This window comes from Rhodoferax sp., from assembly GCF_030646845.1.
In the GTDB taxonomy this organism is placed as follows: domain Bacteria; phylum Pseudomonadota; class Gammaproteobacteria; order Burkholderiales; family Burkholderiaceae_C; genus Rhodoferax.
In genome coordinates, this window is sequence record NZ_JAUSLE010000003.1 from 55194 (window position 1) to 68086 (window position 12893).

General features: G+C 61.4%; 10 protein-coding genes. 3 read left to right on the forward strand and 7 right to left on the reverse strand.

Annotated elements, in window-relative coordinates; genetic code table 11:
* Positions 1-4: 4 nt before the first annotated feature.
* From secD to Q7T10_RS00445, 4 genes are all read right to left on the reverse strand, one after another.
* Complete coding sequence (gene secD, locus Q7T10_RS00430) at positions 5-1885, reverse strand: protein translocase subunit SecD (protein WP_304744691.1); 1881 nt, start codon at positions 1883-1885, stop codon at positions 5-7.
* Between the two features lie 30 nt (positions 1886-1915).
* Positions 1916-2248 (reverse strand): preprotein translocase subunit YajC, encoded by a 333-nt coding sequence (gene yajC, locus Q7T10_RS00435; protein ID WP_304744693.1) that lies wholly within the window; start codon positions 2246-2248, stop codon positions 1916-1918.
* A 123-nt stretch (positions 2249-2371) separates the two neighbouring features.
* Positions 2372-5974 carry an indolepyruvate ferredoxin oxidoreductase family protein gene (locus Q7T10_RS00440; RefSeq protein WP_304744695.1) on the reverse strand — a complete coding sequence of 1201 codons (3603 nt, stop codon included), beginning with the start codon at positions 5972-5974 and terminating at the stop codon, positions 2372-2374.
* A gap of 329 nt (positions 5975-6303) precedes the next feature.
* Positions 6304-8496 (reverse strand): PhoX family phosphatase, encoded by a 2193-nt coding sequence (locus tag Q7T10_RS00445; RefSeq protein WP_304744697.1) that lies wholly within the window; start codon positions 8494-8496, stop codon positions 6304-6306.
* 183 nt (positions 8497-8679) lie between these two features.
* Here Q7T10_RS00445 and Q7T10_RS00450 point away from each other — a divergent pair, with 183 nt between their 5' ends.
* The gene (locus tag Q7T10_RS00450; protein ID WP_304744699.1) at positions 8680-9213 is read left to right on the forward strand and encodes an Lrp/AsnC family transcriptional regulator; all 534 of its coding nucleotides are present in this window, start codon (positions 8680-8682) and stop codon (positions 9211-9213) included.
* Positions 9210-9878: a hypothetical protein gene (locus tag Q7T10_RS00455; protein ID WP_304744701.1), complete on the forward strand. Its 669-nt coding sequence runs from the start codon at positions 9210-9212 to the stop codon at positions 9876-9878. The genes Q7T10_RS00450 and Q7T10_RS00455 overlap by 4 nt, the downstream gene beginning before the upstream one ends.
* A 15-nt stretch (positions 9879-9893) precedes the next feature.
* On the opposite strand, the gene Q7T10_RS00460 is transcribed toward Q7T10_RS00455, so the two are convergent.
* Both Q7T10_RS00460 and Q7T10_RS00465 read right to left on the reverse strand, forming a co-directional pair.
* On the reverse strand, positions 9894-10847 hold the full coding sequence (locus tag Q7T10_RS00460; RefSeq protein ID WP_304744703.1) for a chemotaxis protein: 954 nt from the start codon (positions 10845-10847) through the stop codon (positions 9894-9896).
* Positions 10848-10912: 65 nt separating this feature from the next.
* On the reverse strand, positions 10913-12127 hold the full coding sequence (locus Q7T10_RS00465; RefSeq protein ID WP_304744705.1) for a murein transglycosylase A: 1215 nt from the start codon (positions 12125-12127) through the stop codon (positions 10913-10915).
* On the opposite strand from Q7T10_RS00465, the gene Q7T10_RS00470 reads away from it, so the two are divergent.
* Positions 12060-12221 carry a hypothetical protein gene (locus Q7T10_RS00470; RefSeq protein WP_304744707.1) on the forward strand — a complete coding sequence of 54 codons (162 nt, stop codon included), beginning with the start codon at positions 12060-12062 and terminating at the stop codon, positions 12219-12221. The two genes, Q7T10_RS00465 and Q7T10_RS00470, sit on opposite strands and share 68 nt — an antisense overlap.
* Before the next feature lie 34 nt (positions 12222-12255).
* Here the strand turns inward: Q7T10_RS00470 and Q7T10_RS00475 are convergent, their stop codons facing one another.
* Positions 12256-12885, reverse strand: a complete 630-nt coding sequence (locus Q7T10_RS00475; protein ID WP_304744709.1) for a response regulator transcription factor — start codon at positions 12883-12885, stop codon at positions 12256-12258.
* Positions 12886-12893: the final 8 nt, after the last annotated feature.

Below are 12893 nucleotides of genomic sequence, written 5' to 3' on the forward strand. Positions count from 1 at the left end.
CCCCTTAGTTTGGCTTGATCTGAGTACCGGACTCAGGACGCCAAACCGTACCAATTGACACGCTTTTGAGCTTGTTTTGTCGACCGTACCACAAGTTAACGAGTCCGCGCGAAAAGAACACACCCGAAAACATGCTGGTCAGAATGCCAAGGACGTGCACTACGGCAAAACCGCGCACCGGCCCGGAACCGAACGTCAACAATGCCAGGCCCGCAATCAGGGTGGTGACATTGGAGTCCAGAATCGTGGCCCACGCCCGGTCGTAACCGGCATGGATGGCCGCTTGCGGCGACGCGCCATTGCGCAGCTCTTCACGCACCCGCTCGTTGATCAGCACATTGGCGTCAATCGCCATGCCCAGCACCAGCGCCATGGCGGCCATGCCGGGCAGCGTCAGGGTCGCCTGCAACATGGACAAAATCGCCACAAGTAGCAGTAGATTGACGGCCAGCGCGATGCTGGAGAACACACCGAACAGCATGTAGTACAGGCACATGAACACCGCCACGGCAAGAAAACCGTAGGTAACGCTGTTAAACCCCTTGGCAATGTTCTCGGCGCCCAGGCTCGGGCCAATGGTCCGCTCTTCGATGATTTCCATGGGTGCAGCCAGTGAGCCGGCCCGCAACAACAAAGATGTGTCATTGGCTTCCATCGTCGTCATGCGGCCGGAAATCTGAACCCGTCCGCCGCCGATCTCGGAGCGAATCACGGGCGCCGTCACCACTTCACCCTTGCCTTTTTCAAACAGCACAATGGCCATGCGCTTGCCAATGCTTTCGCGGGTCACATCCCTGAAAATCCGGGCACCCTTGGCGTCCAGAGTCAGGTTGACCACGGCTTCCTGTGTCTGGCTGTCAAAACCGGGCTGGGCATCCGTCAGGTTTTCGCCGGTGAGGATGACCTGCTTTTTCACGATGACGGGTTGACCGCTGCTCTCCAGAAAGCGTTCGGAACCAAAGGGCACCGCGGCACTGCCGCTCTCGGCCGCCCGGGCTTCGCTGCTTTCGTCCACCATGCGCACTTCAAGAGTGGCCGTGCGGCCCAGAATGTCTTTGGCCTTGGCAGTGTCCTGCACGCCGGGCAGTTGCACCACGATGCGATCCAGTCCCTGCTGCTGAATGACGGGCTCGGCCACGCCGAGCTCATTGATTCGATTGTGCAAGGTCGTGATGTTCTGCTTGAGCGACTGGTCCTGCACCAGGCGCGCCGCCTCGGGCTTGATGGATGCCGTCAGCTTGAATTCGGCGCCGTCCGCTGCATCGACGGTCTGCAGGTCGGCAAACTGATCCTGGATCACAGCTTTGGCTGCTGCCAGCGTCTGCGCATCGCGAAAGCGCACTTCGATCGTCTGGGCGTTGCGGCTGATGCCGCTGTGACGCACATTCTTCTCGCGCAGGCTGGTACGGATGTCGCCGGTCAGTGATTCGGCCTTCTTGGTCAGCGCCGCCTGCATGTCGACCTGCAACATGAAGTGCACGCCGCCGCGCAAATCCAGCCCCAGATACATGGGAAACGCGTGCAGGGAGGCCAGCCAGGCCGGTGAGCGGGACAACAGATTCAGCGCCACCACATAGCCCGCGTTGTCCGGGTCCGGAATCAGCACCCTCTGAATCGCGTCCTTGGCTTTGAGTTGCGTTTCCGTATTGTCAAAACGCGCTTTGACCGAGGTGCCATCCAGTGTGACCAGATCAGCAGCAAGGCCAGCCGCCTTCAGGGCCTCTTCAACACGCGCCTGCGTGCTGCTATCCACCTTGACGGCCACCTTGGCCGACGACACCTGCACAGCGGGTGCTTCACCAAAAAAATTGGGCAGGGTGTACAAAACCCCCACCACCAGTGCGATCACGATGATCGCGTACTTCCATATCGGGTAACGATTCATGATCGCGCTTATTTCGTCTGTGATCTCTGACTACTTGATGCTTCCTTTGGGCAAGACCTGCACCACAGCGCTGCGCTGGATCTGGATCTCAACGCCCGCTGCCACTTCCAGCGTTACATAGCTTTCACCCAGCTTGGCCACTTTGCCCAGCACGCCACCAGCGGTCACCACTTCGTCACCCTTGGCCAGCGCGTCGATCATCGCGCGATGCTCTTTGGTCTTTTTCATCTGTGGGCGAATCATCACGAAATAAAGCACCACAAACATCAGCACCAGGGGCAGCATGCTCATCAGTGAAGACTGCATATCGCCACCAGCGGCAGCAGCAGGAGCGGTTTGGGCAAAGGCAGAAGAAATAAACACGGGCAACTCCACAATAAGATTGATCAGGAAAACAAGGCGCACCACCCCTATTCACACATCGCTGTGCAAAAAACAGGCAACCCTTCATTGTATGCGGGCGCCGCGGGGCACCAGCCCAAAGCGTCAAGCCGATTTCTGGATGGCCTGCGGTTGACGGAACTGGGCCAGCAACCTCGCCCAATTCTGGCGTGCAAGCTCGAGGTGACGCTTCTTCACATGCCCAAACCCCCTGATTTGCTCGGGGATACGGGCCATGTCCACGGCCAGTTTGTATTGCTCCCTGCTGCACTCCGCTGGGCCGGTGCCACCCAGCACCCCAAGGATCTCGTCCACAGTGGCCCGGTACTCGTTGATCAGCGCACGTTCCTGCTGGCGCTCTTCGGTCCTGCCAAAGACATCCAGGGGAGTTCCCCGCAGACCCTTGAGCCGGGCCAGCACTTTGAATGCCGTCAACATGGCGGGGCCAAACTGTTGCTTCTGCAACTCCCCTTTGTCATTCTTCTTGGCCAGCAATGGCGGCGCCAGGTGGTAGTTGAGCTTGAAGTCGCCTTCGAACATGGCGTTGATTTTTGAATGAAAAGCGCCGTCCGTGTGCAGACGCGCCACTTCGTACTCATCCTTGTACGCCATGAGCTTGAAAAGATATCTGGCAACGGCTTCGGTGAGCGCCAGACTCTTCTCGCCAGCGGACTCGTCCACCGCTTTCACCTTCTGCACGAAGGTTTTGTAGCTTGCGGCGTAGGCGGCATTTTGGTAGGCGGTCAGGAACTCAACCCGTTTGGCAACCATGTCGTCCAGCGAGCTGCGTTTGGCAAACGCCACCACCTGCCCCGGGTTGACCAGCTTTTCAACGGCGGTCCGATCGTGCGCCGCCCAACGACCCCATTCAAACGCGGTCTTGTTTTGTTCCACAGCCACGGCGTTGAGTTCGATGGCTCGCATCAGTGACGCTTTTTCCAGTGGCATCCAGCCTTTTTGCCAGGCGTAGCCCAGCATCATCGGGTTGGTATAAATGCTGTCACCCATCAGCTGGGTGGCCGCTGCGTCGGCATTGAAAGCCCCAACGGAGGCCAGGCCCACGGCCTTGACCACTTCACTGACGCACGCGTCTGACGGGTTCACCCAGTCGGCGTTGGTGACAAAGGCCGCCGTCGGCGTGGCGTGTGAGTTGAGCGCCACGTGGGTGCGCCCTTCGCGCATGCGCAGCACGGTGTCCTTGGCCGCCGCCACGATGGGGTCGCAACCGATGATGAGGTCGGCCGCCGCCATGCTCACGCGGGTGGTGCGAATGTCGCCCTGGCTTGCGCCAATCAGCACGTGACTCCAGGTGGCGCCGCCCTTTTGGGCCAGGCCGCCGGCATCCTGCGTCACGATGCCACGCCCCTCCAGATGCGCCGCCACGCCCAGCAGCTGGCCAATAGTGATGACGCCGGTGCCACCGACACCTGCGACCACGATACCCCAGACGTTTCCATTCAAACCGTCAACTTCTGGCACCGCCGGCTCGGGCAAGACGCCCAGCTCCAGCGGCGACGGTCCCTTGGCTTTGGCCTTCTTTTTGAGTTGCCCGCCCTCCACCGTGACAAAACTGGGGCAAAAGCCTTTCACGCAGGAGTAATCCTTGTTGCAGGTGCTCTGGTTGATCTGGCGCTTGCGCCCGAACTCGGTCTCGACCGGCTCCACGCTCAGGCAGTTGGACTGCACGCCGCAGTCACCACAGCCTTCGCATACCAGCTCATTGATGACCACGCGCTTGGCGGGATCCACCAGGCTGCCCCGCTTGCGGCGGCGGCGTTTCTCGGTGGCACAGGTCTGGTCGTAGATGATGACGGTGGTGCCTTTGATCTCACGGAACTCGCGCTGAATGCGATCCAGTTCGTCGCGATGGTGCACCGCGACGCCTTCCACCAGCTTCACAGCGTCGTACTTGTCGGGTTCGTCCGTCACCACTACTATTTTGATGGCGCCTTCCGCCCGCATGCTTTGGGCGATCTGCGCAACCGAATGCCCTTCGGGCCGCTCGCCGACCTGCTGGCCGCCGGTCATGGCCACCGCGTCGTTGTACAAGATTTTGTAGGTGATGTTCACCCCGGCCGCAATGCTCTGGCGAATGGCCAGCAGCCCGCTGTGGAAGTAGGTGCCGTCGCCCAGATTGGCAAACATGTGCTGGTCGTGGCTGAAGGGCTGCTGACCCACCCAGGGGACGCCCTCGCCACCCATCTGGGTAAAGCCCACGGTGGCACGGTCCATCCAGATGGTCATGAAGTGGCAGCCGATGCCCGCCATGGCCCGCGAGCCTTCGGGCACCTTGGTCGAGGTGTTGTGCGGGCAGCCGGAGCAGAACCAGGGTTGCCGGTCGGCCTTGACCTCAACCACCTGCATGGATCGCTCTTTGGCTTCGAGAATCGCCAGCTGGGCGTCAATGCGGGCGGCAATGTGTGCGTCCACGCCCAGCTTTTTCAGGCGCTGCGCAATGGCGCGGGCAATGATGGCAGGTGACAGGTCGGCGTTGGCGCGCAACAACGTGTTGGCCGTCGGGTTGGCCATCGACCATTCGCCGCCCGAGAAATCACCTTCAACCTCGTTGAACTTGCCCAGCACATTGGGCCGCACATCGGCGCGCCAGTTGTAAAGCTCCTCCTTGAGCTGGTATTCGATGACCTGGCGTTTTTCTTCGATGACCAGAATCTCCTGCAGTCCGGTGGCGAATTCCCGCGTGAGCTGGGCTTCGAGCGGCCACACCACACCGACTTTGTGCAGGCGGATGCCCACCTGCTGGCAGGTCGCATCGTCCAGGCCCAGATCAATCAGGGCCTGGCGTGTGTCGCTATAGGCCTTGCCACTGGCGATCAACCCCAGGCGGTCATTCTGGCCTTCAATGACGTTGTAGTTCAGGCGGTTGGCACGTATGTAAGCCAGCGCGGCGTACCACTTGTAGTGGAACAGGCGGGCCTCTTGCTCCAAGGCGTGATCGGGCCAGCGAATATGCAGGCCACCGGGCGGCATCTCGAAATCAGTCGGGATTTTGATCTGCACCCGGTCGGGGTCGATCATGGCCGTGGCGCTGGATTCGACGATTTCCTGAATCGTCTTCATGCCCGCCCACACGCCCGAAAAGCGGCTCATGGCAAAGGCATGAATGCCCAGATCGAGGATCTCCTGCACCGTGGCGGGAAAGAACACGGGTGTGCCGCAGGCCTTGAAAATATGGTCGCTCTGGTGCGCGGCCGTCGAGCTTTTGGAAATGTGGTCATCGCCGGCGACCGCGATCACGCCGCCCCACGGGGTGGTGCCGGCCATGTTGGCGTGCTTGAACACATCGCTGCAGCGGTCCACGCCCGGGCCCTTGCCGTACCAGATGCCAAAGACACCATCAAACTTGTTAGAGCCGGGCGGCGCAAAGCCCAGTTGCTGCGTGCCCCACAGGGCGGTGGCGGCCAGCTCTTCGTTGACGCCGGGCTGAAAGATGATGTTCTGCGCCTTGAGGTATTTCTCGGCCTTGACCAGCGCCTGGTCATAACCACCGAGAGGTGAGCCCCGGTAACCGCTGATGAACCCCGCCGTATTTTTGCCTGCCTGCTGATCGCGCAGGCGCTGCAGCATGGGCAGCTTCACCAGCGCCTGAACGCCACTCATGAAAGCACGACCGTAATTCAGCGAATACTTGTCATCCAGCGTCACGGTTTCAAGCGCTTTGCGGATGTGTTCAGGCAGGGGGGCGTTCATGGGACAGGTCTCCGGATTGCAGGATTGGATCGCCTTGTGAGCGAGGGTGTCAAGAACTGCCGACCGATAGGTAGCAGCCTCTACTGAAGCGGAAAGTGTATGTCTTGAGCGCGGATATGTCTTTGCTATCTTTGCCCCGATTGTGGGAGTCCTGGAAAGAATCTTGCTCAGATGTCGAGAAAACAGGAAACGTCGTTCACCTTGATCGCTTGATCCTGAGCAAAGCGGGTCAAATGAACGGCCCAATAAAAAGCCCGGCCCCCTTGCGCGGGCCGGGCAACCGGCATGGCCGGATTCAACGTCGTGTTGTGATCAAACGTGTCAACGCATCAGGTACCGATTCGGCCGCCATCATCCTTGGTGATGACGATGGTGGCCGAGCGCGGGCGCTTGCCAGCGCCGTAGCCGGCGTTGCTGGGCCACTGGCTGGTGTACTTCGTCGGGTCGGCGATGTCGGCCATCTTGGTGCCTTCACCGGGATGCTGGATGTTGATGAACATCGCCTTGCCGTCGGGCGTTTCGCACAGACCGGTGATTTCGCAATCCTTGGCACCGACCAGGAAGCGCTTGAGCTTGTCGGCGCCCGGGGCCTTGCCCACAAAAGTGTCCACGCCCAGCGCGCTGCCGTCAGCCTTGGTGTAGTTCAACGTCTTCTTGGCGCCGTCGCCGACCTGGCCAGGCAGCGCCGCCAGCATCATGCAGTTGGTCACGTCGGTATAGGCGCCGTCATCGGTCTGGATCCACATGATGCCGGTCGAGGGGCTGAACACCAGGCCGTCCGGGCTGGAAAAGTCCTGCTCGTCCGTCAGGCTGGACAGGTTCACCGTGCCGGGGGCCGCGCTGGACTCGGCGCCGAACACGTACACATCCCAGGTGAAGCTAGAAGCCGCATTGCCGACCGAGTCTTCCTTGAGGCGCAGGATGTGGCCGTTCGGATTGCCCTTTTGTTCGGTCGTGCCCTTCAGATCGGTGTAGACGCGCGGGTTGGCGCTGTCGGGGGCCATCTGCGACGAACTGCTCGGCTCAAGGCGGCGGTTGCTGTTGTTGGTCAGCGTGAAATACACCTCGCCGTTGGCGATGTTGGTGGAGCACCATTCCGGGCGGTCCATCTTGGTGGCGCCGACGGCATCGGCGGCCAGGCGGGCATTTACCAGCACGTCGGCCTGGTCGGCAAAGGTGTAGCCGGCATAGCCCGCAATGGCGCTGTTGCCGATGGACAGCTCAACCCAGGCACCCTTGCCGTCGCTGTTGAACTTCGCCACGTACAGTTTGCCGTTGTCCAGGTATTTGTCGCCCGTGGTAATGCGGTCCGCGGGGTTGGCGTCCGCCACTGCCCAGTTGGCAGCAGAGACGAACTTGTAGATGTATTCGCCACGCGAGTCGTCGCCCATGTAGACGGCCAGCGGCTGGCCAGCCACCGGCGTGCCGAAGGCTGCGCTCTCGTGAGCGAAGCGGCCGAGCGCGCTGCGCTTGCGGGCTGCCTTGTTCTTGTCATAGGCGTCCAGCTCGACGATGTAGCCCATGCTATTCATCTCGTTGCGATAGTCGTCGCTGCCGTCCACCGAGGTGCCGAGCTTGCTGTTGTTCCAGCGCGCGTACTTGTCGTCGCTGCCGCCCGACTCCCAGCCGTGGCGCGAGACGGCGCCCTGGTTACGGCCATAGCGCCTGAGCGCCGCGACGCTCTTGTCACCACGGGCCGCGTCATCGGTTGCGCTGCGGGTGAAGTACCCGGCCCAGTTCTCCTCGCCGGTCAGGAAGGTGCCCCAAGGAGTCTTGCCAGTACCGCAGTTGTTCAGCGTGCCGCGGGTCTTGGTGCCGTCGGGTGAGTACTTGGTCTTGAGCAGGGCGTTGCCGCGCGCCGGGCCGTTGATCAGGATGTTCTCGCTAAGCGCGGTGAGGCGGAAGTTGAACGCCGAATCCGGCACGGTGGACCATTTACCGTGGCGAGCCTTCACCTCGACGACCGAGACGCCGTGAATTGCCGTTTCCTTGTCCACTTCGACGGCCGGACGCGGCAGCGTCGAGGTGCCGCCGTTGGCGTGCAGGAAGAACGAGCTGAGTTTTTCGTCGGTGGTGGCCTCGTGGTTCATCGCGATCAGGCCACGTGCGGTGGCGTTGGCGGACGGTTTGCCGTGGGTGCCGAGGCCAAACCACTCCATACCGTCGTGGTGGTCGCCCGCGCGGTTTTCAAAGTCGGTGTCGGTGCCGTCGTTCTTGTAGGCCGGGGTGGTGGCTGTGAGCGGGTCGCCCAGGGCATACAACACGCTGGCGGTGTAACCGGCAGGCACGGACACGACATCGGCCTGGCTCTTGGCCACAGCGTCAAAGCCCAGCAGGACGTCCCCGCCGCCGCAGGCCGTGGCACTCAAGCTACCCAAGCCACCAAATACGACCGTGCCCATTGTGCCAACGCTGCCGCGCAGCACGGTACGGCGACTGAGGCGGGCCTGCAGTACCGAGTCGAAGCTCGGATTGGCGCTGGTGTTGGAATTTTCGTCGTTGAAGTCGATTCGGTTTGTCATGGTGTTTTCTTTGAGGTTTCGGAGTGAACAAATGGCTGACTCACGCACGATAGGGATGCACCGTGACACCGACGTGAAGAAAATGTGATCGTTTTGTGACATCGGGCCGATGCAGGCCTTCTGATCTCTTTCTTTCCTTGATTACGCTAATATTCGAAAGAATCTTGCTTGGAAAGGAACACAATGGAAACACTCGACAAGTTCGACCTCGCCATCCTGAATGAACTGCAAATCGATGGTCGTCTCAGCAATGCCGAGCTCAGTGCCCGCGTGGGCCTGAGCGCGGCGCCCTGCTGGCGGCGGGTGCGGGCGCTGGAGGAGTCGGGCTTCATCAAGGGATACCGGGCAGAAATTGATCGGCAAAAAATTGGCCTGGGGGTGCTGGCCTTTGTGCGGCTGGACGCGGATCGCAACGCCGGTGACGTGCTGCGGGGCCTTGAAGATGCGATTCGCGCCATTCCGGAGGTGGTGAGCTGCCACTACATCAGCGGCACTGGAACCTTCGAGTTGCAGGTGGTGAGTTGCGACCTCAACTCCTTCAGCCAGTTCGCGCGCGATGTGCTGATCAACCTGCCCAACGTGAAGGATCTGCACACCAGCTTTTCGCTGGGCGAAATCAAGGCCAGCAGCGCATTGCCCTTGGGCCATCTGGGCGCCGGCGCCACCCGCCCGCCTCAAGGCTTGGCATCACGTCAGACACGGGAGGCTTCGAAATGAATCGCCGACCCTGTATTTTGTTTTTGGCTTTTCTGGCTCTAGCCCCCGTCCTTCATGCGCAGTACGCTATAAATTCAGGAGCAAATGCCAATTCACCAGACGCCGTGCTGCCCCTGCGCAATATCCAGATTGAAGTGCGGCAGCGCCAGCGCGAAGACACGACACGCAGCGCTGTGGAGGCCACCGGCACCGTGCGGATCAGCCCTGGGCAATCCACGGCCAATATCGACATCACGGCCCAGGGCAAGACCCGGGGGCAGGCCGCCATGGCGCACCAGCAGGTGCTGGTGCTCAACGGGCGGCGCGCCACCATTGCACTGCGCAACACCCTGCCGCTTCGCCTGATGCAGGCGTATGTACGCAACGGCGTCATGGTGCTGGTGCCCGGCACGGTGCTGATCGAGACAGGAACCGGTTTTGATGCGACACCACGCTGGGACGGCGAGAACCAGGTGGAACTGGAACTGACAGCCACCCAGGGCCAGGGGATGCATCAGACACAAAACGCCAGTGCGGCCACGCTGGTGATGGTGCCGCTGGGCGAATGGATCACGGTGGCCCAGACGGACCAGGAAGCCACAGGCAGCCGCTCGGGCCGAGATGGCAGCGCAGACTGGACCATGCAATCCGGCACCGAAGTGCAGGTACGGGTCAGCGTGCCCTAGCGGGGAGCACAGGCGTCAGCGCGCAAGCACCCGGCCAATCGTGGCCGCGAACTCTTCTGCAACAAACTTGGCAATGTAAGCGTCGGCACCCACGCTTTTCACATGGCCTTCGTTGGTTGTCCCGGTGAGAGACGAATGAATGACGACCGGGATCGCGTTAAAACGTCCATCCTGCTTGATGTTGCGCGTCAGCGTAAAGCCATCCATCTCGGGCATTTCCAGATCGGTCAACACCAGGGCCACCTTGTCCTTGATCGTCTTGCCTTCAGCCACTGCCTGGACCGACAGGGCCTCCAGACGGTCCCAGGCTTCCTTGCCGGTCTTGGTCATGATGTAGGGCACATCCATGGCCTGGAGTCCCTGCTCAATCATCAGCCGGGCCGTGGCCGAATCGTCGGCCGCCAGGATGACGGTCCCGGGTGGCAGCTGCAACCGGGGCAGCACGCTGCCATCGGGGAGGGCCTGATGCTCCCGCGGAAAGACGTCGCGCAGAATCTGCTCGACGTCCAGCACCTGCGCCAGCCGGGTGTTCTCCGCATTGCCATCGAGCCGGGCAATACTGGTCACCAGACCACCGCCCGTGCCCTCGGCCGAGAGCACCTGCTTCCATTCCAGTCGCACAATCTCGTTGACCTCTTCCACCGCAAACGCCTGGGTGGTACGGGCAAACTCGGTGACCAGCAGAATGCCCAACCCCTTGGTGGGATTGCACCCCACAACCGCCGGCAGGTTGATCACTGGAATCATTTCTCCCCGGATGTTGGCCACGCCCATGACCGTCGGCGGCGCATTGACCATGACGGTGACCTCCGGCATCACCAGAATCTCGCGCACCTTGAAAACGTTGATGCCAAACAACTCCCGACGCTCGGTGCCGGGGGCCTGACCCAAGCGAAACAGCAGCAACTCGAACATGCTGTTGCCAGCCAGGTTGGTTCGTTCGTCGATGTCGCGCATTGCTTTGTTCATGGATTCATTCGTTGGAAGGGGCAGGAGGCTCCGGAGCCCCGATTGTCGGTCTTATCGCGCCCGGCCTATTTGGGCCAAAGAACCCAAAGGCGCAATGGCTGCTTGAGTCGGCCCGCCAGTTCGCCGGCTGCCCCGCCCCATCCGGCAAAATAGTCCGCCCGCACGGCGCCGACGATCGCACTGCCCGTGTCCTGCGCCAGCACGAGTTTTTGCAGGTTGACCATGGGGCCACTGGAGTCCAGCCACACCGGCGTGCCATAGGGAATACTGCCGGGATCCACCGCAATGGATCGGCCCGGCGTCAGCGGAACGCCCTGGGCGCCTTTGGGACCCCATGCGGCATCCAGGTCTGACAAAGACTCCTCCCGGAAGAACACGGTGCGCGGATTGCTCCACAGCATCTCATTGACACGGCCCGGATTCTGGGCCGCCCAGGCCTTGATGGAAGGCCACGACGCATCGCGCAGGGCACCCTGATCGATCAGCCAGCGGCCAACGCTTTTGTAAGGCTGATCGTTGGAGCCGGCGTAAGCCAGCCGCACCAGGCGCTGCGTTCCGTCAGGCTGCGTGATCCGCATGCGCCCGGAACCCTGAATCTGCAACATCAACGCGTCAATGGGGTCAGCCAGAAACATGATTTCTCGACCCTTGAGGGCCGCTTGCGCCTGCGCCAGGGTGTCAATTTCCTGGCGCGTGAACCAGGGCTTGCGTTGCGCCAGGCCGGGCGGCAGCTGGTACAACGGCACTGAAAAGCCGGCGCTGGGCACGCGCGAAGCTTCCATCACCGGCTCGAAATAGGCGGTGAGTAAACCTTCCGCGCCTCCCGCCAAAGCCTCCACCCGGTAAGGCTGCAGCCGCGTCATGAGCCACGCCCGCTGCTCATCCGGACCACCGATGCTCAAACGCCGGACCTCGCCGCACAGCGGGGCAAACACCGGGCCCGGCCGTTCACAGCTCTTGAGCCAGGCATTCCAGGCCTCGTGCAACGGGTCTTCTCCTAGGCCAGGCAACTCGGCCCAACGCACCGCCGTCCAGCGGCTCTTGGCCTGCAAAATGGGAAGCGGCAAGACCGCAGTGTCATCCGCCCAGGCGCCCTTTGACACGGTCGATCCGATGGGTGGCCTGCTTGCCGGCCCCTGCATGGGGACGCTGCCACATGCTGCCAGCATCCCTACAATCAGACAGTTCAATACGGTACACAGGAGTCGGTTCATGAGTTTGCTCTTACTTGAAGCACTGGGGGCCATGGTGCTATTGCTGCTGATTGTCTGGTGGACCATGTTTTCAGGGCGCAAACATGGTGAACTTCCACCACCGCCGGCGAGCGCCGGCGAGGACACGGCAGATTCATCATCCTCGGTTGAAAAACCGTAACTGAAACGGACCATACAGGGGGCATTTCATTGCATCAGGGGGTCAGTCGAAGCAGATTGGCGAGCTCGACCGCTGACTTGACCTCCATTTTGTCAAACACGCGAGCCCGGTGCACCTCGACCGTTCTGACGCTGATATCGAGTCGATCTGCAATCAGCTTGTTGGGAAGACCTTCCACCACCAGCCGCATGACGTCGCGCTCGCGCTCAGTCAACTCGTCCTGACGCTCCCGCAACATCCCGCTTCTTTGGCGCGCCTGAAGCAAGGCACGGGATTGCACCAGCGCCTGCTCCACACGGTCCACCAGAGCATTGTCGGAAAAGGGCTTTTCACAAAAATCAAAGGCACCGCGCTTCACGGCGTCCACTGCCGTGGCGACGTCGGCGTGGCCGGTGAGAAATATCACCGGCATGGCCAAATGCAATTCCCGCGCGATCAGCCAGTCAAACAAGGCCAGGCCGCTCAGGCCCGGCATGCGCACATCCAGCAACAGACAGCTGGGCTGCGCCGGTGTCGTCCGGCCCTCCAGCTTGCGCTGAAATGCTTCGGCACTGTCGGATGACTCGCTCAGCAAACGCCGCGAACGCAACAGCCACGCCAGCGCCTCGCGCACGCTGGCGTCGTCGTCCACCACATAAACCAGGGCATCAATCACAGGCTGCATCAAGCGAT

What these genes read in the sequence shown, in the direction of transcription:
- secD (WP_304744691.1), bottom strand. Translation starts at nt 1,885, where the DNA reads ATGAATCGTTACCCGATATGGAAGTACGCGATCATCGTGATCGCACTG.
- Q7T10_RS00440 (WP_304744695.1), bottom strand. Translation starts at nt 5,974, where the DNA reads ATGAACGCCCCCCTGCCTGAACACATCCGCAAAGCGCTTGAAACCGTG.
- Q7T10_RS00445 (WP_304744697.1), bottom strand. Translation starts at nt 8,496, where the DNA reads ATGACAAACCGAATCGACTTCAACGACGAAAATTCCAACACCAGCGCC.
- Q7T10_RS00450 (WP_304744699.1), top strand. Translation starts at nt 8,680, where the DNA reads ATGGAAACACTCGACAAGTTCGACCTCGCCATCCTGAATGAACTGCAA.
- Q7T10_RS00455 (WP_304744701.1), top strand. Translation starts at nt 9,210, where the DNA reads ATGAATCGCCGACCCTGTATTTTGTTTTTGGCTTTTCTGGCTCTAGCC.
- Q7T10_RS00460 (WP_304744703.1), bottom strand. Translation starts at nt 10,847, where the DNA reads ATGAACAAAGCAATGCGCGACATCGACGAACGAACCAACCTGGCTGGC.
- Q7T10_RS00470 (WP_304744707.1), top strand. Translation starts at nt 12,060, where the DNA reads ATGAGTTTGCTCTTACTTGAAGCACTGGGGGCCATGGTGCTATTGCTG.
- Q7T10_RS00465 (WP_304744705.1), bottom strand. Translation starts at nt 12,127, where the DNA reads ATGGTCCACCAGACAATCAGCAGCAATAGCACCATGGCCCCCAGTGCT.
- Q7T10_RS00475 (WP_304744709.1), bottom strand. Translation starts at nt 12,885, where the DNA reads ATGCAGCCTGTGATTGATGCCCTGGTTTATGTGGTGGACGACGACGCC.